Genomic DNA, 26258 nt, shown 5'->3' with positions numbered 1-26258 from the left:
ATACTCTGTCTGCTACTGCAACGCTTTCACATTGTTTTCGTGATGCCGCTCACCCCTTAAAACTGCCTGTTTCCCTTATTTTCCCAGCAGCATACAGTCAGCATGCGTTGAAAATACCTGCTTCGAGAGGGAGTTAAACAAGAATGAGATCGGTTGATGTCTGTTTCAGTGCCTGCTGTGCCTCTTCGCTGATGTCCGTATCGGTAATGATGGCGTCGATTTTATTCATTGGCAGCACAAGGTTGTATCCCCGACGACCAAACTTGGTGGAATCGGTAACGACAACAACCCGCTGGGCAGCCTCAGCCATAATGCCGCTGATACTGTAACCCTCATTAAACGTCGTGATGCCAGATGCCGCATCCAGGCCATCGGCACCGACGAACATCAGGTTGGCGACAATCCCCTGCAAGGCATATTCGGTAATGTTGCCATGCAATGAACGCGTTTTATGTCTCAGCGTTCCGCCACACACCACCAGCGTGATATCGGGGTTCTCGGAAAGCACAAAGGCAGCCGGTAAATTATTGGTAATGACTGTGATATCGCCGAATTTCACCAGTTCTTCAGCAAGTAGCATCGTAGTACTACCACTGTCGAGGATCACGGTATTACCTGGCTTCACCATGCCAGCGGCCGCCAAAGCGATACGTTTTTTAGGATCACTGGCCTGAAGATAACGTTCCTCCATCACCATTTCATGCTGCTGGTTATCCTGTCCGCGGCTCTCCTTCTCTTGCCGCCTGGCCGCTCCGCCATGAAAACGGGTCAATTCACCTTTTTGGTCCAGCAAAGTCAGGTCAGAGCGAATGGTCACTTCGGAAACACCGAAAGCACTCGAAAGCTCCGCAACCTGAACATTCCCCTTCAGATTGACTAACTCAATAATTCTATTGCGACGATCGAAAGTATTCATTCTGTTTAGCCCAAAACGCCATATAGGCCTTAGTGTAAACAAAAGACTTCGCAATGAGGAGAAAAAAATAGTCCGAATGTGAAACACGTAACCTTGTTTTACCGAACTATCCATTTGTGTACAGAATGAAATTACACGGCACAGCACCCCAAACGAAAGAAAACGAATGAAATAACTTACGAAATATTACGATCATCATCACGAAAAACAAAAATCGCTATTGTCTGGATTTCGGAAAGATACGAACATCTTCGAAAACAAACGGAGGAAAAATGAAAGAATTAATATCAAAACATAAGAATGGCGAAAGTATCGGTATTTGCTCAGTCTGCTCGGCCCACCCTTTGGTGATCGAGGCTGCACTTCGGGAAGACCTACAAACCAGCCGAAAAGTCCTCATCGAGGCCACGTCCAATCAGGTTAACCAGTTCGGTGGCTATACCGGTATGTTGCCCATTGATTTTCGCGATTTTGTTCTCGCGATAGCCGAGAAAATCGGCTTTCCTGTTCAGCGCTTGATATTAGGGGGCGATCATCTGGGGCCAAATTGCTGGCAGAGCGAAAATGCTGAAAGTGCAATGAGTAAAGCGGAAGTCTTAATCGCGCACTACGTGGAAGCTGGTTTCAGTAAAATCCATCTGGATGCTTCAATGTCCTGTGCGGATGATCCTATTACGCTGGATCCTTTTATTGTTGCTCAGCGTGCAGCACGTTTATGTCGGATCGCGGAAAAAGTGGCAACACCGCAGCAAAAAGCGTCTCTGACTTACGTCATTGGTACGGAAGTGCCGGTTCCCGGCGGCGAAGCATCAGCCATTCAGCACGTGCACGTTACCGCAGCCAGAGACGCGAAAGCGACGCTAAATATGCACCATCAGGCATTCCGTGAAGCCGGTTTGGAAGAAGCCATCAATCGGATCATCGCCGTCGTGGTTCAACCCGGCGTTGAGTTCGATCACAGCAGGGTGATCCATTATCAGCCCGATCTCGCACAAGATTTATCAGCCTATATAAAAACCACGCCACTGGTTTACGAGGCACATTCCACCGATTACCAGACCCGGAACTCCTACCGCAATCTGGTAAACGATCATTACGCCATCCTCAAAGTCGGACCGGCGCTAACTTTTGCATTGCGTGAGGCTGTCTTTGCACTCGCAAATATCGAACAGGTCCTCATTGCACCAGAATCCCGCAGCCAGCTCCTGACGGTAATCGACGGCGTCATGCTTGATGAACCAGGTTACTGGAAAAAGTATTACAACCCGACATTCAGCCTGTCTCTGATCGACCTTCATTTCAGCCTTTCTGATCGTATCCGCTACTACTGGCCACACGCGCGTATCAACCGGGCGATGGAAGTGCTGATCAGTAACTTACAATCCCTGGATATCCCGCTGGGACTGCTAAGCCAGTATCTGCCAGCCCAGTTCGAACGTGTGATGGCAGGCGCTCTGGCCAGCGATCCTCATGAACTGATCATCGACAAAATTCAGGACGTCTTACGCGCCTATCACTTTGGCTGTACTCCACAAAGAGCAACCTGCGGAGAGTGCAACCATGCATAACTGCGAAGTCTTCATTAAAACCGGTATCGCCTTTGAAGATTATTACGACGCACTGACGCATATCGGTAAATGCATGGTGGAAGCGGGTGTTGTTGAGAATAGCTATCCGCAGGCGCTGCTTGACCGTGAAGCGGAATACCCCACCGGTATCCAGCTTGAAAAACACGCGGTCGCCATACCGCATTGCGATTCTACACATGCCCTCACGCCAGCCATTTACCTGATACGCCCCGATGCACCGGTTGAATTCTTTCAGGCTGACGATGAAGGCACGGTGCCGGCGTCATTGATTGTGGCGCTGATCGTCACGCATCCGTCGGAGCAACTGGTGTTATTGCGTCAGTTATTCAGCCAGTTGCAGGATCCTGCTTTTTTCGAAGGCTTGCTGACGGTCCCCGAAGATCAGCTGGCAGCCTTGTTTAAACAGCATGTATTTGCCGCGACTCCCCTGAAGGCGACAGTAGTCTCTGCCTGAAGTTGTTGTGAACAAAGAAGGTTTTTTGAACAAAGACGTTTTTATGACCAACGCTGTACCCGAAGTCCTACAAAAAATAACACCAAAAACAGACCATCAAGGAGTCTTACCGTGAAACGAAAAGTCATTGTCGCCTGTGGCGGCGCTGTTGCCACCTCAACGCTGGCGGCAGAAGAGATTAAAGAGCTGTGTGAAGCTCACGGCATACAGGTGGAGATCGTTCAGTGCCGCATCAATGAAATTGAAACTTTCATGGATGGCGTGCACCTGATTTGTACCACAGCCAAAGTCGACCGCACGTTCGGGGATATTCCGCTGGTCCACGGCATGCCGTTTATCTCTGGTGTGGGCATGGAAACTTTGCGTGAAACAATACTGACCCTGTTACAGGAGTAAGCCATGTTTACCGAAATTATGCGCTACATCCTCGATCTCGGGCCAACAGTCATGCTGCCCGGAGTGATCATCATTTTCTCCCTGATATTAGGGATGAAGCTGGGTGATTCTTTTAAATCTGCGATTCATATAGGGATTGGTTTTGTAGGTATCGGACTGGTCATTGGCCTGATGCTGGATTCCATCGGACCTGCCGCGAAAGCGATGGCTGAGCATTTTGAAATCAATCTGCAGGTTGTGGATATCGGCTGGCCGGGTTCATCGCCGATGACCTGGGCATCACAAATTGCTCTGGTCGCCATTCCTATTGCGATCGGTGTGAATATCCTCATGTTGCTGACACGCATGACGCGCGTCGTCAACGTGGATATCTGGAACATTTGGCACATGACCTTTACCGGCGCCATGTTGCATCTCGCGACAGGCTCCTACTGGCTCGGAATCATGGGGGTGGTGGTGCATGCGGCGTTTATCTACAAACTGGGTGACTGGTTTGCCAGAGACACGCGGAATTTCTTCAATCTCGAAGGTATCGCTATTCCTCACGGTTCATCAGCTTACCTCGGGCCTATTGCCGTACTGGTCGATACCATTATTGAAAAAATCCCCGGCCTGAACAAAATTCACTTCAGCGCAGATGACGTACAAAAACGTTTCGGCCCGTTTGGTGAACCGGTCACCGTCGGCTTTGTGATGGGGCTTATCATCGGCTACCTCGCGGGTTATGACATCAAAGGCGTATTGCAACTGGCGGTCAAAACCGCTGCGGTTATGCTGCTGATGCCGCGGGTGATCAAACCGATTATGGATGGATTAACGCCCATTGCACGCCATGCCCGTAGCCGTCTTCAGGCCCGCTTCGGAGGGCAGGAATTCCTGATTGGCCTGGATCCGGCGCTGTTGCTCGGCCATACCGCCGTTGTCTCTGCCAGCCTGATCTTTATTCCGCTGACGATTCTGATAGCGGTACTGGTTCCGGGAAATCAGGTCTTGCCGTTCGGCGACCTCGCTACCATCGGCTTCTTTGTCGCCATCGCGGTCGCCGTGCATCAGGGCAACCTGTTCCGCACGTTAATCTCCGGATGCATCATCATGAGTATCACCCTGTGGATTGCCACGCAGACCATTGATTTGCACACCCAGCTGGCAGCAAATGCCGGTGCCTTAAGCGCGGGTGGCCGGGTTGCCTCAATGGATCAGGGCGGCTCACCGATCACGTATCTGCTGATTCAACTCTGTACGCTTAAAAACATCGCGGGGTTGAGCATCATTGGCGTGATTTACGCCATCGGTGTCTTCCTCACATGGCGTCGCGCCTGCAATTTCATCAAAACCGAAAAGCTGGCCGCTGAACTGGCCAACGCTTAAAACTTCGTTCCGGCGGGGGGAATCCCCCGCTAAAAGGAAACTGACTATGAAATCTGTCGTTGTACATACGGGCGGGAAGATGAGCGTTGAAGAGAGCCCGATGCCTGAACTTAATGCTCCCGATGACGTGCTGGTGCGTGTTGCCTATTCCGGCCTGTGCGGCTCTGATATTCCCCGCATTTTTTCCAACGGTGCGCATTTTTATCCGATAACACTCGGCCACGAATTCAGCGGCCACGTGGTCAGCACCGGCACAGAGTGCGGTGATTTACAGGAAGGTGATGCCGTGGTCTGCGTACCGTTATTGCCTTGTTTTCAATGCGAGGAGTGCTGCAAAGCAGCGTACTCACAGTGTAAGCACTATCAGTTTATTGGATCCCGCCGCGATGGCGGGCACGCCGAATTTGTCGTGGTTTCATGTAAAAACCTGTTCAGGCTGCCGAAAGGCACTTCGCTGATGCAGGGCGCATTTTTTGAACCCATAACCGTCGGCTTACATGCCTTGAAACTGGCAGGTGGATGCGAGGGCAAAGAAGTGGTCGTGATCGGCGCAGGCACTATCGGCCAGCTGATCATTCAGGCCGCTGCCGCATTGGGTGCAAAATCCGTCACCGCGATTGATATCAATCCCCGGCGACTGGATCTGGCGTTAAGTACCGGTGCCACCCATGCCTGCGACAGTGCAATCATGAGTGAGGAGGAAATCCGTCAGCATTCTCATGAACGCCGCTTTAATCAGTTAATCCTGGAAACTGCGGGTACGCCGCAAACCGTGGCACTGGCTCTGGATATCGCAGGTCCGAAAGCGCAGGTCGCGCTGGTGGGCACCTTACACAAAGATCTGACGCTAAACGTTGTCACCTTCAGCCATATTTTACGCAAAGAACTGACGATACTGGGCAGCTGGATGAATTACTCTGCGCCGTGGCCGGGCAGCGAGTGGCAGCAGGCGACGCAGTTATTTGCCGAAAATAAGATGAACCTGGAGCCGCTTATTGCAAGCCTCAGCACGCCGGAGGAGTTCGTCACAGATGTGATTTCGCTGGCGGGCAAGCCGATGACCGGCAAAATTTTGCTGGATATGACAGGGAGATGAAACAATGTATCTGATTTCAAACAGGGAAATGCTGTTGGCGGCGCAGCGCGAAGGATATGCCGTACCGCCCTTTAACATCCACAATCTGGAAACCGTTCAGGTCGTTGCCGAAACTGCAGCAGCCATGAGTTCGCCAGTGATTCTGGCGGGTACACCGGGCACATTCAGCTATGCGGGAACGGATTACCTGATTTCAATTTGTCAGGAAGCGGCGCGGAAATATCGCCTTCCGCTGGCGCTGCATCTGGATCATCATGAAGAACAAAGTGATATCGAAACAAAAGTTCGCGCGGGTATTCGATCAATAATGATCGACGCCTCACATTTTCCCCTGCCAAAAAATATCGAAAAAGTCAGGCAAGCAGTACGTTTGTGCCACACATTCGACGCCAGCGTTGAAGCTGAACTCGGTCGTCTTGGCGGGCAGGAGGATGACCTGGTGGTGGACGAAGGCGACAGCTTCTTTACCGATCCGGTCGTGGCGAGACATTTCGTCGATGCCACCAACATCGACTCACTGGCCGTGGCGATCGGTTCCGCTCATGGCTTGTATCAGGGCGAACCTAAACTGGATTTCACCCGACTGGGGCAGATCCGGCAACTGGTCGATATCCCACTGGTGCTGCATGGTGCATCAGGGATCCCGGAGAAGATGATTCATCAGGCGATCGAACTGGGAATTTGCAAAGTTAACGTTGCTACAGAACTGAAGATCGCCTTTGCTGAGGGTATAAAGCAGTATTTCTCCGAGCATCCTGAAGCGAACGATCCGCGAAAATACGTCGTGCCAGGCAAAATCGCCATGCAAAAGGTCGTCGAGGAGAAGATCAGGATTTGTGGCAGCGCCGGGCGGTTGTAACCATTTTATTCATTGCTGAATATCACTGAAACCAGGCGGGGATTATCCCCGCTTAACTGGTTTTTATGGCCGGTCCGGTTGCAGCCATCCATCTGTTCTGATTTTATGGATGCTCTTCGACAGTGAATGGAAACTGCTATGACAACCCTTAACCACTTTGGTCAACCCGTCGGTGATGCCCTGCCCGACTGGCAACCGCGCGAACGCCCGACGCACGTTCAACTGGACGGTATCTGGTGCAGTCTCGAGCCACTAAGTCGCGAGCGTCACAGTCAGGATTTATTCAACGCCTGGCACAGTATTGATGACAATCGTGACTGGACGTATCTCTCAGTTGATCGTCCTGCAACGCAGGCAGAGTGCGATGCATTTATCAGTCTGCAGGAAAAAAGTGAAGACCCGGTGTTTTTCGCCGTGGTGGATTTGGCGACTCAGCGCGCGGTGGGTAGCGTCTCTCTGATGCGCATCGATGCCGTCAACGGCGTTGCGGAAATTGGCTGGGTGAACTGGTCGCCGCTGATGAAGCGCACCCGCTTTGGCACTGAAGCCATTTACCTGCTGCAACGCTATCTGTTCGATACCCTGAACTATCGCCGCTGCGAGTGGAAATGCCACAGCCTGAACGAACCGTCAAAACTGGCGGCTGAGCGTTTTGGTTTTCAGTACGAAGGGACTTTCCGCCAGGCTATTGTAAATAAAGGGCGTAATCGCGATACGCTCTGGTTCTCATTGCTCGATCACGAATGGCCAGCATCAAAAAGCACCTTCGATCGCTGGTTGAGTCCGGAGAATTTCACGGCTGAAGGTCAACAGAAACAACGGCTGGAAGATCTGAGAAAGAGCTGAAAACGAAGGGGAAAAATGAACAGTTCCCGCAATTTATTGGCGCGGGAACTGTAAAAAGTGCAACGCTATGACATTGCTGTCAGGAGCGTAATGTCTGGCCAGGCATAAATAATATTGCGAGAACGCCATAACGGCCCGGCATCGGTATAACGTCCGGCTTCCTTACCACCCAGCGCGCGATAAAAACGGACAGCCGGTTCGTTGCCTTCCACCACGCCCAGCCCGGCACTACGATAACCCGCCTCAGCAAGATGTCGTGAAGCTTCGTTGATTAACCGCTTACCGATCCCCTGACGTTTAAAATCGCCAGACACGTACAGGAATTTGATTTCAGCCATTTCCCCAAATTCCGGATTTGATGAAGACGATGCCAGAGTGAAACCCGCCAGTTGTCCGTCAACCTCGGCCAGTAAAATGCACTGTCCGGCGGCCGGATTTTCAAATTTTTCCTGCCAGAAGATTTTCCGGCGCGGAACGTCCAGCGCAGAAAAAGCCTCTGCGGGCGCAAGATCGCGATAGGTATCGCGCCAGATAGCGACGTGTAAGGCAGCCAGTGCATCAATATCCGCAGGCTTAGCAAAACGCAGTGATAATTCAGGCACAGGATCCCTCATTCAATGTTGATAATTATCGAAAAAAACGCAGTCTGGCCAGTATAGTCAGTTTTTTTCTTCACGCGCCAGCAAACTGCGTTTGCGCTCTACGCCCCAGCGATAGCCGGAAATATTACCGTCGGTTTTAACTACGCGATGACAAGGGATCGCGACCGCCAGCACATTTGCGGCGCAGGCTCCGGCCACCGCGCGAACCGATTTCGGTAAGCCGATTTGACGGGCGATTTCCGCATAACTGGCGGTAGTGCCCGCAGGAATGGCGCGCAGTGCCTGCCAGACACGCTGCTGGAAAGCCGTACCGCGAATATCCAGGGGTAAGTCGAGGCCAATATGCGGCGCTTCGACAAAGCCGACAATCGACGCAATACGCTGTTCAAAGTCCGGATCGCCCCCGAGCAACTCCGCCTGCGGAAAGCTATTTTGCAACTCGATGATCAGCGCCTGCGGATCATCACCGAGTAATATCGCGCAAATTCCCCGCTGACTTTCAGCAACTAAAATTGCGCCCAGCGCAGAGTCGGCAATCGCAAACCAGACACGCACATCGCGCCCGCCGGAGCGAAAACCCTGCGGCGTCATACCCAACGTCGCACCTGAAGTTTCGTAAAAGCGGCCATCGGAAGGATAACCAGCGGCGTGGATCGCTTCGGTCACGGTAACGCTGTCTGCCAGTTTTTCGCGAACCCGCCGGGCGCGTTGCGCCTGCTGATAATCTTTTGGCGTGACCCCGGTTTGCGCTTTGAACAGGCGATGAAAATGATAGGCGCTGATGCCAACTGCTTCCGCCAGTTGATTGAGCGTCACTACTTCAGCAGACTCTTCCAGCAACCGGCAGGCTTTTTCCACCCGCTGTGCATGAAATTGTGCCAGTGAAATCACCCCCTGACGGCAACGCTTGCAGGGCCGGAAACCGGCCTGCTCGGCCGCTTCGGCATTGTCGAAAAACATAACATTTTCCGGGTTCGGCTGACGCGACGGACAGGAAGGCGCGCAGTAAATACCGGTCGTTTTTACCGCGTACACAAATTCACCGTCAGCACTGCCGTCGCAGTTAATGACCGCCAGCCAGCGCGGATCCTGCGCAGTTTTATGTATGTTCATGGTTGCCTGATAGAGAGTTTTCGATTTGCCTGACATAGTGCGCCTCACGTTTCCCGACTGATTGAATCTCAGCTTAAGCTGCTGGCCTTCGGCGCGCCCTCCGGCTCTTGCTTTCTCATTCGGTCCCCCCTTCTCAGCCACCCACCGGCTTAGATGGCGTAGCCAGAATCAACTGATAAAAGGCCAAATCCAGCCAGCGGTCAAATTTAAACGCGGCCTGCCTGATTGTGCCGGTATGGCTGAAGCCGTTTTTCTCATGCAGAGCAATGCTGCCGCCGTTCGTGGCATCAATGGCGCCAATCAGCGTATGGACATCCCGCTCACGGGCGGCGTCAATCAATGCCATGAGAAGCACTTTTCCCAACCCTTTTCCGCGATGGTCTTTATGAATATAAATCGAATGCTCGACGGAGTATTTATACGCAGGCCATGCACGGAAGGTGCCGTAGCTGGCGAATCCGAGCAGTACGCCCTGTTCATCTTCCAGCCCGATCACCGGGAAGTTATTGGTCAGTTTAGAGGCAAACCATGGGGTCATACTGTCGATGTGGCGCGGTTTATAATCATACAACGCGGTGGATGTCAGGATTGCGTCGTTAAAAATATCCAGAATCGCGACAGCATGCTGGCGCTCAGTGCAGGCAATCAGTTTCATAAGTCGTTCCCGGTGGCTTTCGTTATGCGTTAAATTCCACTATAGTAGAATTAATTCCACAAAAGTAAACAACGGAACTTACCCTATGTCAATCGACCAGTTGATCGCCACCCGGTTGCAGTCATTACGCAAAGCGCAGGGCCTCAGCCTTGAGCAGCTCGCCAGCCGTTCTGACGTCAGTAAAGCCATGATTTCGAAAATCGAGCGACAAGACAGCAGTCCGAGCGCCAGCCTGTTGGGACGCCTGGCGGCCAGTCTGGGCGTATCGCTCGCGCAATTGCTTGCGGAGGACAATGCCCAGTCTGCGCCGTTACGGCTGCTCGCGCAGCAGGAAGTCTGGCAGGATCCGGATATCGGCTATTTACGTCGACAGGTGACGGCGCATGAAGAACACGGCGCCCCGGAACTGGTGGAAATCACCCTGCCCGCTGGCACCCGCGTCAGCTATCCGGGCTGGAGCCATCAGGCTTACCGGCAGCGTTTATGGATGGTGGAGGGCTCACTGAATATAGATTACGGCGCACAGAATTATGCGTTATCCGCCGGAGATGCGCTGACGTTTGGCGTCGATCTGCCGATTACGTTCAGCAATCCCGGCGAACACCCTTGCCGCTATTTGCTGGTGATGAGCGACAAATAGCGGCAACGCGTCGGGCTTATTGAGGCGCAGAAACGGCACCTTTTACCGAGATATCCAGCGGACCAAAATATTTGATTTTGATCTGCTCCCAGGTGCCGTCAGCTTTGATTTTCGCCAGTCCGTCGTTGAGCAATTTTTTCATTTTGTCGTCGCCCTTACGCAGGCCAAATGATGAACCGATGCTGAACAGTTTATCGTCGCGCACTTCCGGGCCGGTCAGGGTGAAGTTTTTACCTTCCGGTTTATTAAGGAAACCAAAGGTCACCGCCACCGCCGGGCTGAGTGCGCCATCAAGGCGTCCGGCGATCAGGTCCTGATAAATAGTATCCTGATCGGCATAGGCCACTACGTCCACGCCCTTTGGCTGCCAGTAAGCATTGGCGTAGGTTTCCTGAATAGAACCCTGCTGCACCGCGATATGTTTGCCCCGCAAAGATTCCGGCGTCGGCAGCAGCGGGCTGCCTTTTTGCACCACCAGCTTTGTCGGGATATGGAAGACAAAATCGCTGAAGTCGATCACCTTACGGCGTTTTTCCGTCGGCCCCTGGGGTGAAATAAAATCGACTTTTTTAGCCAGCAGCGAAGGGATTTCGGCATCAAAACTGCTGACCACAAATTCACAATTCACCTTCATCTCTTTGCAGATGGCGTTGGTAATGTCGATTTCAAACCCGGTCGGTGCACCGCTGGCGTCACGAAACTGGAACGGCGGGAACGCTAAGTCAGCGCCCACGCGCAGAGTTTCGCCCCCGGCGTGCGCCATTGAGCTGCCCAATGACAACGTCAAAATGCCAGCCGCCACGTACTTATGGAACATCGTTTTCTTCAACATTATTCTCATCCCCGAAGTGATTGTTTTGACTGCCAGCTTAAAAACTCTTCCCGTACCGCGTGAAGTTTGGTTTCGTCCTGATACAAATCCAGCGCTGTCATCGCCAGCGCTTTTGCGCCCTGCAACATGCCTTCCAAACCGGGGGCGGAACCCGCGGCAGCCGCAAATTCCGGTGTATGCGGCAGCACATCGCCGATACGGATATAGGGATGGATCGCCGCCGTTATCTGGCTGACATTGCCGATATCCGAAGAGCCGATACCGCCGCTTACCGGTGGAGGAACCACCTCCACGCCCAGCGCCTCCAGATTCTGTTGGAAGTATTGCGCCAGCGTCAGGTTGTTATTGCGCTCGGCGTAGGTCAGCCCTTCTTCAATTTCCAGCCGCGCCCCGGTCATCAGCGCCGCGCCGCGTGCAGCATCAAACACTTTTTGCTTCACCCCCGACAAACCAACGACCGTGTTGGCGCGCATCAGAAATTTCGCCTCACCGAAGGCAGGAACGATATTGGTAGCGCTGCCGCCGTCGGTAATGATGCCGTGAACGCGGACGTCGTCGGTGAACAGCTGGCGCAGTGCATTGATGCCGTTGAAGGTGTGGATCACCGCGTCGAGCGCGCTGATACCGTTTTGCGGAGCAGACGCGGCGTGGGCGGCTTTGCCATAGAATTTGAAGACCGCGTCAACGCACGCCAGACCGCCGCGCACCACCATGGTTTTATCGCGGGGATGGAACATCATCACCGCATCAACCTGGTCAAAAATACCTTTTTCGCTGAGGATAATTTTCCCGCCGCCTTCTTCTTCCGCCGGTGTACCGATGACTTCCAGGCGGCCTTTCAGCAGGTGCGATACCTGTTTCAGCGCCAGCGCAGCGGTGACGGAGGCCGTGCCGATCAGGTTATGGCCACAAGCGTGGCCGAGATCCCTCAGCGCATCATATTCTGCCAGCAGCGCAACAACCGGCCCCGGCTTCCCGCTGTCAAAGGTGGCGCGAAACGCTGTGGGCAGCCCGGCCAGTTGTTCTTCAATCTCAAAACCGGCGGCTCGCAGCGGCGCGATTAACGCCGCGGCGGATTCAATTTCTTCAAAACTCAGTTCGGGATTGGCGTGGAGATTTAGCGCCAGCGTACTGGCTTCTGCGGCAAGTGAATCGACGGCGGCGATGATCTGCACTTTCTGTTCTTGTGTGGTACAACCAGACATTTTTATTCCCTGCGGTGGTGCAAAACCAAAAATTCTTTTCTGATATGAAAATCTGGCATCACGTTAATTCGTCTCTGTACCACCAGAAATAGGGCTTTTGAGAGTTTCGGTCAAATTCAGCCTTTTTATCCGTTGCTCTTTTTACGCAAAAATTATTTTATGGTGATCACTTTTCGTGGCCTGCATCGGGTACAAAATGAACGAGAAAGACTGGCTGATCTTGCGCGCTGTTTATCAGCATAAAAATATTACCCGCGCGGCGGAGCAGCTTTATACCTCGCAGCCCGCGCTCAGTTATCGCTTACGGCAAATCGAACGCAAGCTGGCAATCCGCCTGTTTGAAGAGGGGCAAAAGGGACTGGTGTTCAGCGCGCAGGGCGATTATCTGGCACAGCATGCGGTGAGCGTGCTCAATGATTTACAGCAACTGAAACTCAATCTGCACAGTCTGGATCAGGCGCAGCAGGGTGAGATTTCGCTCGGGGTTTCCAGCAACTTCGCGGCGTACAGGCTACCGCCGTTGCTGAGCCAGTTTCGCCAGACGCATCCGGGCATTCGCGTGAACCTGATGAGCGGCTTCAGTGAGGACATCATTCAAAAACTACTGCGCGGCGAAATTGATATGGCACTGGTGAAGGACGATTTTAACTGGAAGGAGAGCAAGCACCTGATCGAGGAAGACGATTATGTGCTGGTGAACAGTCAGGATTTCGATTTCGCGCTGCTGCCGCATATGCCGCAGATCCGCATTCATCATGGTGCGCACGTTACGCAGCTGATTGAGCGCTGGTGGAATGCTAATTTCTCGCACGCGCCCAACGTGACCATGGAAGTCGACAAGCTGGAAGTCTGCATGGCGATGGTGGAACACGGGCTCGGATACGCGATTGTCGCGACCTATTTACCGTTGCCCGCGCATTTTTACCGGCGGCCCGTCACCGTCGATGGGTCAACGGTGAAGAACCGCACCTGGCTGCTGCATCGCCATAAACTGAACGCCATCCCCCATATGCAGGCATTTATCCATCTGTTGCAGACGGCGCAACAGGCGCTGGCATCCGCTAACCGCTGAGTTTACAGGTCTAACGTGCCGTCGATCAGCGTACAGGAATCGCCACCGATCCAGGGTTCGCCGTCAATGAAGGTGACGGTGACGCGGCCATCGCGCTGGAGCTTCGTGCCCTGACGCACAAGGTATTTTTGGTCAGTATTATTGCCGTCCGGGAAACCGGCTTCTTTCAGCACCCGCGCCAGACAGGCGTTGGCGCTGCCGGTGACCGGATCCTCTTTCAGCACACCGTCTTCATCGATCAGCGCCCGCACTTCGTAATTCGCCGGGCCATTGTCATCATGCAGACCATAGACTGCCACGCCGTTGATGCCGAGCTGCGTTTGCAACTGGCTGATGGCTGCCGCGTCGGCTTTTATGTTCAGGCAGTCCTGCGCGCTCTCCATCCGCACCACCAGCCAGATAATGCCCATGTCTGCCTGAACTGGCGTGACGTTGGCTTGTATTTTTCCGCCGCGCAACGCGCTGGCCAGCAAATCGTTATACTCAGCCGCCAATGGTTTCAGCACCGCAGGAGGCGCGGAAAACGCCTGCCCGCCTTCGGCCAGCTGGTTCACCTGAACCAGCCCGACGCCGCATTCCTGAATCAGATACCCCGGATTTTTTGGCGTCAGCCCGCTTTCTAACAGCGCGTACGCCGTACCCAGCGTCGGATGCCCGGCAAAAGGCAACTCTTTATCGGTGGTGAAAATACGCACGCGGTAATCGGCCTCCGGCGACGCCGGTTTGAGTACAAATGCCGTTTCCGCCAGATTGGTCCAGCGCGCCATGGCGTACATTTCATCATCCGTCAGCCCTTCGGCATCAAGGATCACGGCCAGCGCATTGCCTTTCAGTGGCACAGCGGTAAACACATCAACTTGTTTGAAACGACGCAGGCGGGTCATAGCAAATCCTTTTTAATCAGGGAGAAAGAAAGGGTGAAGTCACTGAGTTTAAGAATAATTCGATAAGTTATCGAGAAAAATGTCAGTCGCCAATGGCTGGCCTATGCTTAAGGCACTTTCCATATCATTTCAATGAAAACACAAGGAACAGAAAGATGCCCGCGAAGGATTTGATAGGTATTGGCATAGGCCCCTTCAACTTAAGCCTGGCCGCGATGGCAAAGGATACGGGGAAACTCGACGCCGCCTTCTTCGATGCAAACCCGGAATTCAGCTGGCACCCCGGCATGTTATTGCCGACCGCCACCATGCAGACCTATGTCCTGCAGGATCTGGTGACGACCGTCGCGCCACGCAGCGAATTCTCCTTCATCAACTATCTGGTCGAACAGAAGAAAATTTACCGCTTTCTGGCCACCGAACAGTTGATCATCAGCCGTGATGAATTCTCCGATTATCTGCGCTGGGCCTGCGACCGCATCCCGGATCTGCATTTTTCCGCGCCGGTGGAGAGTATTGATTTCGACGATAAGCGTCAGGAATTCGTGGTGCAGAGCGAAAAAGGGGAGCACCGCGCCCGCAATATCTGTCTCGGCACCGGCCACGCGCCGTGGATACCGAAACCGGCAAGGGCAGCGCTGGGGGAAAACTGTTTTCATGCCGCCGAAATTGAACTGCGCGAGCCGGATTTCACCGGCAAACGCGTTGCCGTGGTCGGCGGCGGCCAGAGCGGCGCCGACATTATTCTCAATGCGCTGAGCGGCCACTGGGGAGAATTCGCTGAACTGAGCTGGCTCTCACGACGACCGAACTTCCAGCCGCTGGACGAGTCAATTTTCACCAACGAATACTTCACGCCGGAATACGTGAATTACTTCTACACCCTGCCGGAAGACGTGCGTGAGCGCGAGATTGCCACGCAAAAATTACCGTCGGACGGCATCAGTTATCACACACTGGAAGATATCTATAAGCAGCTTTATCACCGTTTCGACGTGCTGCATCAGCCGCGCAACGTGCGTTTATTACCGCACCGCGCACTCGATCATATCGCACGCAATGCCGCCGGAGATTTCAGCTTGCAGGCCAAACACGGGCTGGAAAACTGCGAAGAACATTTCAGCGCGGATATCGTGATTCTGGCGACCGGCTATCGCCCCGGCCTGCCGGAGTATCTCGCGCCGATGCTTGAGCGGATCCCCTATGACCGCGAGCAGCATTTACCGTTGCAGCCGAATTTCAATCTGCGTTGGGATGGCCCGGATAAGAACCGGATTTATGCGGTGAACGCCGGGATCCACAGCCACGGCAGCGCCGAAGGGCAACTGACCCTGACGGCGTGGCGCTCCGCAAAAATCCTCAATCATCTGCTGGGAGAATCGCATTACGATTTGAGCCCGGTACCCTCTCTGGTCCAGTGGTGGGCGGGGGAATAACAGGCATAAAAAAGCGGAGCACGGGCTCCGCTTTTGCATCACACAAGCAAGGCTAGACGTAGAAATAGATCGCCAGAAAGTGACAGGCGCTGCCGCCAAGCACGAATCCGTGCCAGATGGCATGACCGAAGCGAAAACGCTTCGAGGCGTAAAATATGACCCCGAGCGTGTACACCACGCCGCCGATCGCCAGCAGCCATACGCCGCCGGGCAGCAGTTTCATCGCCAGCTGATAAATCACCACCAGCGACAGCCAGCCCATCGTCAGATAAGTGATGAGCGAAAGCACTTCAAAACGGTGCGCAAACGCCAGTTTAAAAATCACGCCGAACAGCGCCAGTCCCCAGATAACCGCCATCAGGCCTTTTGCCAGCGGGGAATTCAGCCCGACCAGCAGGAACGGCGTGTAAGTGCCCGCAATCAGTATGTAAATGGCGCAGTGATCGAGTTTCTTCAGCCAGTATTTCGCTTTTTCATGCGGAATGGCGTGATAAAGCGTCGAGGCCAGAAACAGCAAAATCATACTGCCGCCGTAAATGCTATAACTGGTAATTGCCATCGCGCTGGCGTTATCGCCCAACGCCTGAACCAGTAATAACACCAGCCCGACAATCCCAAATACCAAACCAACGCCGTGACTCAGACTGTTGGCAATTTCTTCAGCCCACGGATATCCCTGTGGTGATGGAGACGACTTACCCATACGATGAGGATCCTCAGAACAATAAAATGACAGGTTATAAATTACCCAGACCAGCAGAGTAGCTGAGAACGATTCCAGTGTACACCTGTACGCTTAAATTGAGTATTTCGTCCTGTAACAGTCTCTTAGCCGGATCATCATTTTCTTCGCATCAGATTGCAAAGCCCTTCAATTCATTCACTTTGTTTATAATTTACCTATATTACATTTTTATAACGCGGGGAGTTTCCGCACCCAAAAACATGATTTTTTGTCACCAAGCGATTATCGTATAGCGGAAATCTCTGATAACGCTGTTCATCATGTCGTCAATTTGACTAAGGTTTGATTATGTCAGTAGCAACTCCCCCGCTAAATTTCGGTGCCATGACCGAAGTTTTTCAATTCCTGATGGAAATCGACAAACTGAAAAGCGTGCAACGCCGCACCAAAGTGTTAGGCACCGATCGTCAGGAGAATTCGGCAGAACATAGCTGGCATTTCGCCGTGGCGGCGATGTCGCTGGCCCCTTTCGCGCCAGAGGGTGTTGATATCAATAAAGTTATCCGTATGGCGTTGATTCACGATATCGTCGAAATCGATGCCGGCGATGTGCTGGTTTACGATCTGGCTGCCCGCGCGGCGGTTCACGATCAGGAAATCATTGCAGCAAAACGCCTGTTCGGCCTTTTGCCCGCGCCGCTCGGTGGCCAGTTCCTCGACTTATGGAATGAATACGAAGCAGGTGAAACGCAGGAAGCGAAATTCGCACTGGTGATCGACCGCATCATGCCGATGATCATGAACCTGAACAATCAGGGGCAGAGCTGGGTGGAAAACAATATCCGTCTGGAACAGGTTCTGGCACGCAATGCTTTCATCGCCGATATCCACCCGGAACTGTGGCAACACCTGCGCAGCCATCTCGATAACGCCCATCAGCAGGGCTGGCTGAAGTAATTTTAATTTCTGATTTTAGCTCCTCCCCTACTCTTGGGAGGAGGCTTAACAAACTGTTTCGGCACAATCGTGGCAGGTGAACCTTTCCCCAGAGAGTAATCAAAATTCCACATCGGGAATATAAATGATGTGATGAAAATATAAATAATTATTGATGATGATTTTATATATCCGCGAGTAAGTCAGTCTTTGTTGTGTTATCTCCTTTACATAAAAAATGATATGCATTTAATTACGCAAGCCTTCAAGATAGCTATGAAAATCAGTAAAAACCATCCAAAAAAAGATTAAATAATATCTTAAGGAAATACTATCATGAGAATATATCCTAATATACTCAGCCTATCACTCTGCACAGTTCTGCATTTACTTACTCTCCAGGTTTATGCAGCAGATACGCTATGTGCCGGTGAAAAAATCCCGGAAATAAAAGATGTCACATTAACCTGCGCCAAAGATCTGGGCATATTACCTAATACAGGGACAGATGTTTCAGGACTAATTAGCTCGGCAATGCCAGTAAATGGCGGGATTTTCTTCCCAGCGGGTGATTACATTATCAATCAGAACATTGTCTTAAAAACTGCTAATAGTTTAGTGGGCTCGGAAACTGGTACGACTATTTTTCATGACAACAGAGGTGATAACACTGCATTTGTAGGGGATGCTAACTATAGCTCGATAGTAAAAAACCTGACAATAAAAGGTATTGTTTTCAACAATGTTCGTATATATTTTTATGGAAACAAAAGTAATATTAGCATAATAAATAACGCATTAATTAACACACTCTACACTGACGTACAACTTGCCATATCCCACAATCCTTTCATTATTCAAGGAAATATACTGTTACGTGATGAAGATCATCCTGGCATTGGTTTAAGTACCTACAGAAATAAAAACACTGTCGTTGAGCATAATATAATAGGCGACATTTCAGATTCAAATTTAATCCCACGCCTTAACTATTATGACACTGGAACCTTTGAACTTGTTAACAAGCTAAAATTGGCAGCGAAAAATGGAAGGCTAATAGTGAAAGAAGATCAAGGGTACTTCCAGTCAGGATGGTACGCTACTGATGGATTGACTGACTCTGAATTCAATTACAATATTGTAGCAGGCAATAAAAAGACATGTTTAAAAAGTGATCCAACAACGGGTAACTGTAACATATCTCGCGATCATGTTATGTATATAAAGCAATACAGCAACGTCACATTGAAAAACAACTTATTTTCAGGTTGGCCAGCAGATGATTCAGGAGGGGCTAAATTCCGTAATGCAACAGGAGTTTACTTTGTTGGAAATTATCTTGATAGTGTGGACTTTGATGCAAGAGCTTATAAGTCATCAGCAACAACTTTTATGAATGATACATTTGTATTTAATAACTTCATAAAAGAAGGTACAGTAAATTATTATCAGGATATTGTAAATTCAGATACGGAGAGTATCTCAGTTAGTAATTTTGTTGTTTTTGATAACAAGTTCCAGGCAAAAGACCAGACTATCTTGGGCATTTTTGGTACATGGAGAAATCCTACAGGTGAGTTTCTAGAGGCAAATAATACTTTTCACGACCAAACTCAAGTAAACACAAGCGATTTTAAAAATATTGACGTAGAAACTGCAAAAGGACGAATTCCACCGGCCAAAATACCTCTTTTATCTGTAGAACCGATACCATTATGGAAATACGTTGGGGAAATTACGGGGTCGGACCTCAAAGAGAATCAGCTTGCAAGGATAGATATCACTATTGGCGAAAAAACTCCTCAGTTCGCTGTTTACTCTCCGGATAGTGATTATTATTATCCGGTTTACCGCTGGACACCGGGTTTAACAAAAATTTTCAATGAAAAAATAGCTGATGCATGCGCAGGCGTTTTAACACAGCAGGTCACTGCAAATAATGCTTGTAAGTTCATGACACCGATAGGCTCATCCTATTTAAACAAGATTTATACGACTACAGGTCAAAATGCGAATTATACAACACGTATTCTTGATAAGTACCTTCAGGTAGGATATATATCTGCTTCTGATTTACATACTGGGCAATCCGTTAAGTTCTCGGTGATCTTTGAGGATGGCACAAAATATGAATCAATTTATACTCCGCCGAGTGATTATTGGATGCCAACCTATCGATGGGCAAGTGCCTTAGCAAAACAAATTAACAGCGATATTCCTGGGCTATGTGCTGGTCAATATACCGGAGTGAAAAACAATCCAACAGAAGGAACAAAGTGTTCATTTACTCTGCCAGTCCTTTCGTCTTATTTAAATAATATTTATACCATTAACGGACAATCAGCAGTAACAACACTGTCTGTTATTAGTCAATGACTGACTGCCCGGAGTACGTTGAAAAAGTCCTGAATTTCTTTTCAGGACTTTTTTAATTTTAATCTACTCAACATTTATCACGCTGTTTTGCCGTTCCCGCGCTTCCTTATACGTCGGCATTGACGCCGCCGCACCTGCCCTTTCCACACAAACTGAGGCGTAGGCGGAAGCAAACAAAGCGGCATCTTGCAGCGTCGAACCTGCGGCGAGCTGTGAGGCCAGCGCGCCGTTAAAGGCGTCACCCGCGCCGGTGGTGTCGACCGGCGTTGCCGGGCAGGCGGCGATGAGCTGGGTTTCACCATTGACCGACAGCAGTGCGCCCTGCGTACCGAGCGTGATGATCAACGCCTGTATACCTTTGGCGTGCAGCGCGAGGGCGGCGCATTGTGCCGACGGAATATCGCGCACCTCGATACCGGTCAGCAGCGTGCATTCTGTGGCGTTCGGCGTGAGCAGATCTACCTGCGCCAGCAGGTGGTCGGAGACCGGCTGGAACGGCGCAGGATTGAGGATGATGTAAGTGTCGTTTTCCCTGGCAATGCCTATCAGCTTTTCGATCGCCGGTAAGTTATTTTCCAGCTGCGTCAGCAGGATATCCGCCGCCGCGACGGCAGGACGACACTGTTCGACCTCTTCGTCGGTGACCGTCAGATTTGCACCCGGATCGACTGCGATCATATTTTCCGCGTCGGCACCGGCGACGTAAATCAGCGCGTTGCCGGTCGGGCATTCGCCGGTGGAAAACAGCGTGACGGCATCGAAACCGGCGCTGTCGAGATGGCGACGGGCGAACATACCGAAGTCATCGCGCCCGACCTTGCCGATGTAATGCACCCGCGCTCCGGCGCGCAGCGCGGCGACGGCCTGATTGGCGCCTTTACCGCCCGCGCCCATCATGCTGTTGCGGGCAATCAGGGATTCCCCCGGCTGCGGAAAGCGCGCCATGCCTGCGACGATGTCGAGGTTGAAAGAACCGAATACGCATACCTTGCCTTTGTTCATGCCTCTCTCCTCAAGGAAAACGGTCGCGCTGCAACAGCAGGCTGCGACTGAAAAATGCGCTGTGCGGCTAAACACGCGCCCCGGCAGCCGGTCTCGTCGGTAATGGCGCTAAAGTGAATACTCAGTCCGTTCGCCGGATACGGGCTGCGCAGATGACTGCGCAGTTGCTGCTCCAGCTGCGAAAGCGGGAAGTTCGCCATCGCCAGCACACCGCCGCCCAGCACCAGAAACTCCGGATCCAGAATGTTCATTTCGCTGGCCACGGTACGTGCCAGACGGGCTACAAATTCGATTAAATCGTCATGCCCGGCGTGCCACGTAAACAGCTCGGCGAAAGGTGTTTGAGGCACATGTTGCCGCGCCCAGCCGGTCAGCCAGTTGCCGGAAGTCAGCGTCTCGACACAGCCGGTTTTACCGCACGGACAGAGCAACAGATTGCCTGGCAGTGGGATATGACCCAGCTCACCGGCACCGCCGTGCGCGCCGTGATAAAAATCACCGTTGATCCACAAACTGTTACCCAGGCCGGTGCCGAGATACAGCCCGACCGCCACGTCCGGCAGCGCGCCGTGCTGCTGTAAATCCCACCACATCAGATGGTTAACGTCTTTATCCATCGTCACCGGCAGATGCAGACGCTCCGACAGCAGCGCCGCTACCGGCTGGTTATCCAGCGCAGAAATGAACGGCAGCGACAGCACGGTATTGCGGTCACGCGAGAGAACGCCCGGCAGGCCGAGCATCACCTGCGCCACCTGACAGTGCGGATCCTGCGTGTGCAGAAACTCAGCGATCAGCGCTTCCAGACCCTGTAACGGGCTGCTCTGTCCCGCCCAGCTTTGGGTCGGCGTTTTTTGGTAGCCACGAAACTGTTGCTGGCTGTCCATCAGCATTAAACGGGTATTGGTACCCCCGACATCCACTCCGAGAAAATGCGGCATACGGCTCTCCTGCCCTCAGGCTGCGTGACGCGCCTGACGCATCTGATCGAGCATTTTGTCCCAGGCGATATCCAGATCGTCGTCCAGCGTGAACAGGCCGGAGCTGCCGACGATCAGCACTTCCGCGCCCGCCGACAGCAGATCCTGATAGGTGCGCAGGTTGCAGGAACCGTCGATCTCGATCAGATAGCGATAGCCTTTTTGCTGTTTGAGATCGCGCAGCTGGGCGATTTTCCCTAGCATCTCCGGGATGAACGGCTGCCCGGCATAGCCCGGATCGACGGTCATCACGGTGACTTTATCCACCAGATGGATGTAGTGCTGGATGTACTCCACCGGCGTTGCAGGATTGAGCACCACGCCAACTTTTTTCCCCAGTGAGCGGATCTGGTTGATGATGCGGAACGCGTCGCGGTTGATGGTTTCGGCGTGCGGGCAGATGAAATCGGCACCGGCAAGGGCAATCGGCTCGATAAAGTCCGACGGATTTTCCACCATCATATGCACGTCAAGGATCAGTGGGGTGTGCGGGCGGATCTGCTCGATAAAGAACGGTGACAAGGTGATATTTTTGACGTAATGACCGTCCATGATGTCAATGTGCAGCATATCGGCGCGGCGGTTCAGAACCTCCAGTTGCTGTTTGATGTCAATCAGGCTCATGCACATCAGCGACGGAGAAATTTTGTATTCCATGATGTTGTCCTTGGTTCAGAGACTAAAGTAATCAGATAAATGAAAGCGTTAAGGTTGTGCAGCGCGCGCTTTGGCGGCGCTCATGCGCCCCGCCCGTTTCTGAAGAAAGCGTGCACGGAAGAATTTCAGCGCCAGTACCACAATCAGTACCGCTCCCCACATCGCCAGGCTGAAATGCGGGCTGACGTTCATGAGATTCAGGCCGGTGGAAATCACCTGTAAGACAATCAGCGAGAGCACCACGCCTGCCACTTTGCCGAATCCGCCGTTGGGGTCGGTGCCGCCGAGAATGATCGCCAGCACGGTCAGCAGCAGGTATGAATCGCCGTAGCCCATGCGCGCCGAGTTGAAGCGCGCCATCATGATCAGCCCCGCAATGACGCATAACATGCTGGAGATGACGTAGATGGCGATCAGCACGCGGTGGGTGTTCACGCCGCTGAAATGGGTGGCGTTGATGTTGCTGCCGCTCATGTAGATGTATTTGCCAAGGCGTGTGCGCTCCAGAAACACCGCTACCAGCCCCGCCGTCAGCAGGAAAACAATCAGTGGCACCGGTATGCCGAGCAGCGTCTCTGCGCCGATGAAGCGCACGATGTCCGGCATGCCGCTGATTGCCGCGCCGCGTGAAAGATAGATACCGACGCCGTTTACCATTGTCATGGTCGCCAACGTCACCAGAATCGGATGCGCACCCACGTAGGCCACCAGCGCGCCGGTCAGCATGCCAATCACCAGCGCCAGAATCATTGCGCCGACCAACGCCAGCGTCAGCCATACCGCCTGCATCGCTATGCTGGCGTCCGGCGGCAGCCAGGTCAGAAATACCCACGCCATCAGTAAGCTGGTCAGATTCGCGGTGGCAATAATGCACAGATTCAGGCCGCCGCTGAGAATGGGGATAAACATCGCCAGCGTCAGCAAACCGAGCTCCGGCAGCTGGAAGGCGACGCTCATAAAGGTGGCGTCACTGAAGAATCGCCCCGGCATGGCCAGACTGAATCCGATGATGACCACCAGCAGTAACAGTGATAATCCGAGCGTCGTGTTGTCGATTTTCAGGCTGGCGATCCTCAGCCGTGGCCGGGTGTCAGGCTTAGTTTTCAGGTTCAAATTTCTGCTTTTCGCGAACATAGCGGGTTCCTTACGCGAAGCCGACTTCGGTTTCTTTGCGTTTCTTGTAATGGGTAACAGTGATGGCCGCGACAATCACCACGCCGATAACGATATTCATGAAGTAGCTGGACACGCCGATCAGGTTAAGGCCGTTTTTCAGCACACCAATCAGGAACACGCCCATCAGTGTGCCGACCACGCTGCCTTTGCCGCCATTGAGGCTGGCCCCGCCGAGCACCGCCGCAGCGAGGACGTCCAGCTCGCCGCCGACCAGCGCATTCGGCACGACTTCCCCGACGCGATATACCTGCACCAGCCCGCCGATGGCCGCCATTGCTCCGAGATAGCCGTAGGCGAAAAGATGCAGCAGACCGACGCGGATCCCGATGCGGCGCGCCGATTCCTGATCGCCACCGACCGCAAACAGCTGCCGCCCGAGGTGCGTTTTATTGAGCAGGATCCAGCTCAGCCCGGCGACGCCCAGCATCACCACCACCGGCAGGCCAATCTGATAATGGTGCTCGCCAACGCTGAACGGCAGGACGCGCACGGGCGTGGTCAACCAGTCCGGCAGGTCATACAGGCTGGTGCCGTTGGTCAGCCACATCAGCATCCCGAACAGCAGCGACTGCATACTGATGGTCACGATGATCGACACAATGCGCAGGCAGTAGATCAGAATCGCGTTAATCATGCCGAGCACGGTGCCGATCGCGACAGCCAGTAAAATGCTGCCCGCCGGGCTGCTGAGGCCATAGTGGATCGCCAGCGTGGCGATGATGTACTGCACCACCGACGCCACCGCCGCAAAGGAAATATCGATGCCACCGGTGACCAGCACCACAAACAGGCCGAGCGCAAAAATGCCGCTGACGGCGTAGCTTTCGGTGAGATCCAGCAGGTTCTGTAAGGTCAGAAACTGGTCAGTGAGCAGGGAAAAGGTGACGATAACCACCAGCAACACCCAGGCTAAATAGCCTTCGTTGCTGGACGGGCGTAACCGGCTGAGCTTAAGCATTGACGGCCTCCGCAAGCTGTTGCTGGGTGATACCGCGCGGCAGGTATTCGCCCACTACCGTCCCTTCGCTGAAATGCAGCACGCGGTCACAGTTGAAATAAACTTCCGGTACTTCGTCCGAAATCAGCAGGATTGAAATTCCCTCTTCCGCCAGTTGGTGGATCAGCTGATAGATGCTGGCTTTGGCGCCGACGTCTACGCCGACCGTCGGTGAATCGAGGATCAGGATTTTCGGCTGGGTCAGTACCCATTTCGCCAGTACGATTTTTTGCTGATTGCCGCCGGAAAGCGTCGAGATCGCCTGATCCGGATCGGCGACTTTGACGCCGAGTTTTTCGATCCACTGCTGGATGATCTTGTTTTTGCGGTATTCATCGATCAGATGAAAACGGCTGCGCAGCTGATCCATGATTGCCAGCACCGTGTTGTCGCCGACCGACTGCTGCTGGATCAAGCCGAGCGTCAGCCGGTCTTCCGAGACATAGCCGATACCGGATTTAATGGCGTCTTCATGGCTGCGAAAACGTACCGGTTTGCTGTCGAGATAAATTTTGCCGCTGTCCGGTTTGGTCATTCCAAACAGGCTGAGCGCCAGTTCGGTGCGCCCCGACCCGAGCAGGCCGCACAGGCCAAGCACTTCACCGGCGTGCAGTTTGAAACTGACATCGTGGTACTGGCCTTCACGGGTGAGGTTGTCGGCTTCCAGCATGATGCGTTCGTCATTCATGTTGGCGGCTTTCAGGCGGTAATCGAGTTTAAGGCCGGTCATCAGCTCGGTCAGACGTTCGCTGCTCACCTCTGAAGCCGGGAAAGTGCCAACTTTTTTGCCGTCGCGGATAACCGTCACGCTGTCGGAAATTTCCAGTACTTCGTCAAGACGATGGCTGACGAAAACCACGCTGATCCCTTTGTTTTTCAGATAATGCACGGTGCGCAGCAGCTGGTTGACTTCGGTACGGGTGAGCGAGGCGGTCGGCTCGTCCATGATAACCAGCCGCGCATCGGCCACCAGCGCGCGGCAAATCGCCACCTGCTGACGCTGGGCAATCGGCAGCGTCGAGACTTTACTGTCGAGATTTAAGCTGTAATTAAGTTCGGTGAGAATGCGCTGAGCAGTCTCACGCAAGCGTGACGGGCGATACCAGCCCATCAGCCCATGCAGGTTGTGGTCGAACGCGATGTTTTCAGCGACGCTGAGGTTAGGGAATAACGACAGATCCTGATAAATGACCTGAATGCCAAACTGCCGCGCCTGATCCGGGTTCAGTTTGCTGAAGCTTTGCACGCCCTGTTGTTGTGAACACAGTGTGATTTGGCAACCGTTGTCCGGCTGATAAACCCCCGAGATCACTTTGATCAACGTACTTTTTCCGCAGCCGTTGGTACCCGCCAGGCAGTGAACTTCGCCCGGCATCAGCCGCAGGGAGATATCGTTGAGCGCACGCTGTCCGCCAAAGGTCACCGACAGATTCTGCACATCAATCAGCGGTTCGTTGTCTGTTTGAATGATCTCGGAGATTGCCAT

Annotated in this window: 26 protein-coding genes; 12 read left to right on the top strand and 14 right to left on the bottom strand. The window is 52.8% G+C overall.

The features are described from left to right. Positions 1-133: 133 nt before the first annotated feature. Complete coding sequence (locus tag TU92_RS01590; protein WP_112164226.1) at positions 134-916, bottom strand: DeoR/GlpR family DNA-binding transcription regulator; 783 nt, start codon at positions 914-916, stop codon at positions 134-136. Positions 917-1188: 272 nt separating this feature from the next. Between TU92_RS01590 and gatZ the strand changes: the two genes are divergently transcribed. The 7 genes from gatZ (at position 1189) to TU92_RS01555 (ending at position 7524) form a co-directional block, all read left to right on the top strand. After that, the gene (gene gatZ / locus TU92_RS01585; protein WP_112164225.1) at positions 1189-2484 is read left to right on the top strand and encodes a tagatose-bisphosphate aldolase subunit GatZ; all 1296 of its coding nucleotides are present in this window, start codon (positions 1189-1191) and stop codon (positions 2482-2484) included. Next, positions 2477-2959: a PTS galactitol transporter subunit IIA gene (gatA, locus tag TU92_RS01580; RefSeq protein ID WP_112164224.1), complete on the top strand. Its 483-nt coding sequence runs from the start codon at positions 2477-2479 to the stop codon at positions 2957-2959. The genes gatZ and gatA overlap by 8 nt, the downstream gene beginning before the upstream one ends. A 111-nt stretch (positions 2960-3070) precedes the next feature. Further along, a complete protein-coding gene (gene gatB / locus TU92_RS01575; protein ID WP_112164223.1) occupies positions 3071-3355 on the top strand; it encodes a PTS galactitol transporter subunit IIB in 285 nt (94 codons plus the stop codon). Positions 3356-3358: 3 nt separating this feature from the next. Further along, positions 3359-4723 (top strand): galactitol-specific PTS transporter subunit IIC, encoded by a 1365-nt coding sequence (locus TU92_RS01570; RefSeq protein WP_112164222.1) that lies wholly within the window; start codon positions 3359-3361, stop codon positions 4721-4723. Between the two features lie 46 nt (positions 4724-4769). Further along, positions 4770-5819 carry a galactitol-1-phosphate 5-dehydrogenase gene (gatD, locus tag TU92_RS01565; RefSeq protein ID WP_112164221.1) on the top strand — a complete coding sequence of 350 codons (1050 nt, stop codon included), beginning with the start codon at positions 4770-4772 and terminating at the stop codon, positions 5817-5819. Positions 5820-5823: 4 nt separating this feature from the next. Continuing rightward, complete coding sequence (locus TU92_RS01560; RefSeq protein WP_112164220.1) at positions 5824-6678, top strand: tagatose bisphosphate family class II aldolase; 855 nt, start codon at positions 5824-5826, stop codon at positions 6676-6678. Positions 6679-6816: 138 nt separating this feature from the next. Next, complete coding sequence (locus TU92_RS01555; protein WP_112164219.1) at positions 6817-7524, top strand: GNAT family N-acetyltransferase; 708 nt, start codon at positions 6817-6819, stop codon at positions 7522-7524. Positions 7525-7589: 65 nt separating this feature from the next. On the opposite strand, the gene TU92_RS01550 is transcribed toward TU92_RS01555, so the two are convergent. The 3 genes from TU92_RS01550 to TU92_RS01540 form a co-directional block, all read right to left on the bottom strand. Continuing rightward, on the bottom strand, positions 7590-8126 hold the full coding sequence (locus TU92_RS01550; RefSeq protein WP_112164218.1) for a GNAT family N-acetyltransferase: 537 nt from the start codon (positions 8124-8126) through the stop codon (positions 7590-7592). Between the two features lie 57 nt (positions 8127-8183). Continuing rightward, positions 8184-9275 (bottom strand): bifunctional DNA-binding transcriptional regulator/O6-methylguanine-DNA methyltransferase Ada, encoded by a 1092-nt coding sequence (gene ada / locus TU92_RS01545; RefSeq protein WP_112164217.1) that lies wholly within the window; start codon positions 9273-9275, stop codon positions 8184-8186. Positions 9276-9372: 97 nt separating this feature from the next. Beyond that, positions 9373-9894 (bottom strand): GNAT family N-acetyltransferase, encoded by a 522-nt coding sequence (locus TU92_RS01540; protein ID WP_112164216.1) that lies wholly within the window; start codon positions 9892-9894, stop codon positions 9373-9375. A gap of 85 nt (positions 9895-9979) precedes the next feature. Here TU92_RS01540 and TU92_RS01535 point away from each other — a divergent pair, with 85 nt between their 5' ends. After that, positions 9980-10534, top strand: coding sequence for a helix-turn-helix domain-containing protein (locus tag TU92_RS01535; RefSeq protein WP_112164215.1), 555 nt, complete (start codon positions 9980-9982; stop codon positions 10532-10534). A gap of 16 nt (positions 10535-10550) precedes the next feature. Here the strand turns inward: TU92_RS01535 and TU92_RS01530 are convergent, their stop codons facing one another. Then, positions 10551-11351 carry a transporter substrate-binding domain-containing protein gene (locus tag TU92_RS01530; RefSeq protein WP_425272537.1) on the bottom strand — a complete coding sequence of 267 codons (801 nt, stop codon included), beginning with the start codon at positions 11349-11351 and terminating at the stop codon, positions 10551-10553. 20 nt (positions 11352-11371) lie between these two features. Beyond that, positions 11372-12571 (bottom strand): M20 family metallopeptidase, encoded by a 1200-nt coding sequence (locus TU92_RS01525; protein WP_112164213.1) that lies wholly within the window; start codon positions 12569-12571, stop codon positions 11372-11374. 196 nt (positions 12572-12767) lie between these two features. On the opposite strand from TU92_RS01525, the gene TU92_RS01520 reads away from it, so the two are divergent. After that, positions 12768-13643, top strand: coding sequence for a LysR family transcriptional regulator (locus TU92_RS01520; RefSeq protein ID WP_112164212.1), 876 nt, complete (start codon positions 12768-12770; stop codon positions 13641-13643). 2 nt (positions 13644-13645) lie between these two features. Here the strand turns inward: TU92_RS01520 and TU92_RS01515 are convergent, their stop codons facing one another. Continuing rightward, positions 13646-14527 (bottom strand): PhzF family phenazine biosynthesis protein, encoded by an 882-nt coding sequence (locus TU92_RS01515; RefSeq protein WP_112164211.1) that lies wholly within the window; start codon positions 14525-14527, stop codon positions 13646-13648. Between the two features lie 155 nt (positions 14528-14682). Here TU92_RS01515 and TU92_RS01510 point away from each other — a divergent pair, with 155 nt between their 5' ends. Further along, positions 14683-15963, top strand: a complete 1281-nt coding sequence (locus TU92_RS01510; protein WP_112164210.1) for a lysine N(6)-hydroxylase/L-ornithine N(5)-oxygenase family protein — start codon at positions 14683-14685, stop codon at positions 15961-15963. Between the two features lie 52 nt (positions 15964-16015). Here TU92_RS01510 and trhA read toward each other — a convergent pair whose 3' ends face one another. Beyond that, a complete protein-coding gene (gene trhA / locus TU92_RS01505; protein ID WP_112164209.1) occupies positions 16016-16666 on the bottom strand; it encodes a PAQR family membrane homeostasis protein TrhA in 651 nt (216 codons plus the stop codon). Between the two features lie 330 nt (positions 16667-16996). Here trhA and TU92_RS01500 point away from each other — a divergent pair, with 330 nt between their 5' ends. Together TU92_RS01500 and TU92_RS01495 are read left to right on the top strand one after the other, a co-directional pair. Then, on the top strand, positions 16997-17605 hold the full coding sequence (locus TU92_RS01500) for an HD domain-containing protein (RefSeq protein WP_112164208.1): 609 nt from the start codon (positions 16997-16999) through the stop codon (positions 17603-17605). Between the two features lie 315 nt (positions 17606-17920). Then, on the top strand, positions 17921-19960 hold the full coding sequence (locus TU92_RS01495; protein WP_112164207.1) for a hypothetical protein: 2040 nt from the start codon (positions 17921-17923) through the stop codon (positions 19958-19960). Positions 19961-20023: 63 nt separating this feature from the next. Here TU92_RS01495 and rbsK read toward each other — a convergent pair whose 3' ends face one another. From rbsK to TU92_RS01465, 6 genes are read right to left on the bottom strand one after another with little or no spacing between them, the layout of a single operon-like run. Further along, positions 20024-20962, bottom strand: a complete 939-nt coding sequence (gene rbsK / locus TU92_RS01490; protein WP_112164206.1) for a ribokinase — start codon at positions 20960-20962, stop codon at positions 20024-20026. Further along, a complete protein-coding gene (gene alsK / locus TU92_RS01485) occupies positions 20959-21903 on the bottom strand; it encodes an allose kinase (RefSeq protein WP_112164205.1) in 945 nt (314 codons plus the stop codon). Before alsK ends, rbsK begins: the two co-directional genes overlap by 4 nt. A gap of 15 nt (positions 21904-21918) precedes the next feature. After that, positions 21919-22599: a D-allulose 6-phosphate 3-epimerase gene (alsE, locus tag TU92_RS01480; protein ID WP_112164204.1), complete on the bottom strand. Its 681-nt coding sequence runs from the start codon at positions 22597-22599 to the stop codon at positions 21919-21921. 48 nt (positions 22600-22647) lie between these two features. Then, entirely contained in the window at positions 22648-23733 is a 1086-nt protein-coding gene (locus TU92_RS01475; RefSeq protein WP_112164203.1) for an ABC transporter permease, read from the bottom strand. Between the two features lie 10 nt (positions 23734-23743). Beyond that, positions 23744-24733, bottom strand: a complete 990-nt coding sequence (locus TU92_RS01470; RefSeq protein WP_112164202.1) for an ABC transporter permease — start codon at positions 24731-24733, stop codon at positions 23744-23746. Then, positions 24726-26258: a sugar ABC transporter ATP-binding protein gene (locus TU92_RS01465; RefSeq protein ID WP_112164201.1), complete on the bottom strand. Its 1533-nt coding sequence runs from the start codon at positions 26256-26258 to the stop codon at positions 24726-24728. The genes TU92_RS01470 and TU92_RS01465 overlap by 8 nt, the downstream gene beginning before the upstream one ends.

The organism is Rahnella inusitata, assembly GCF_003263515.1.
GTDB lineage: Bacteria > Pseudomonadota > Gammaproteobacteria > Enterobacterales > Enterobacteriaceae > Rahnella > Rahnella inusitata.
The sequence above is the reverse complement of the archived record's forward strand: the minus strand, read 5'-3'. Positions and strand labels throughout refer to the sequence as shown.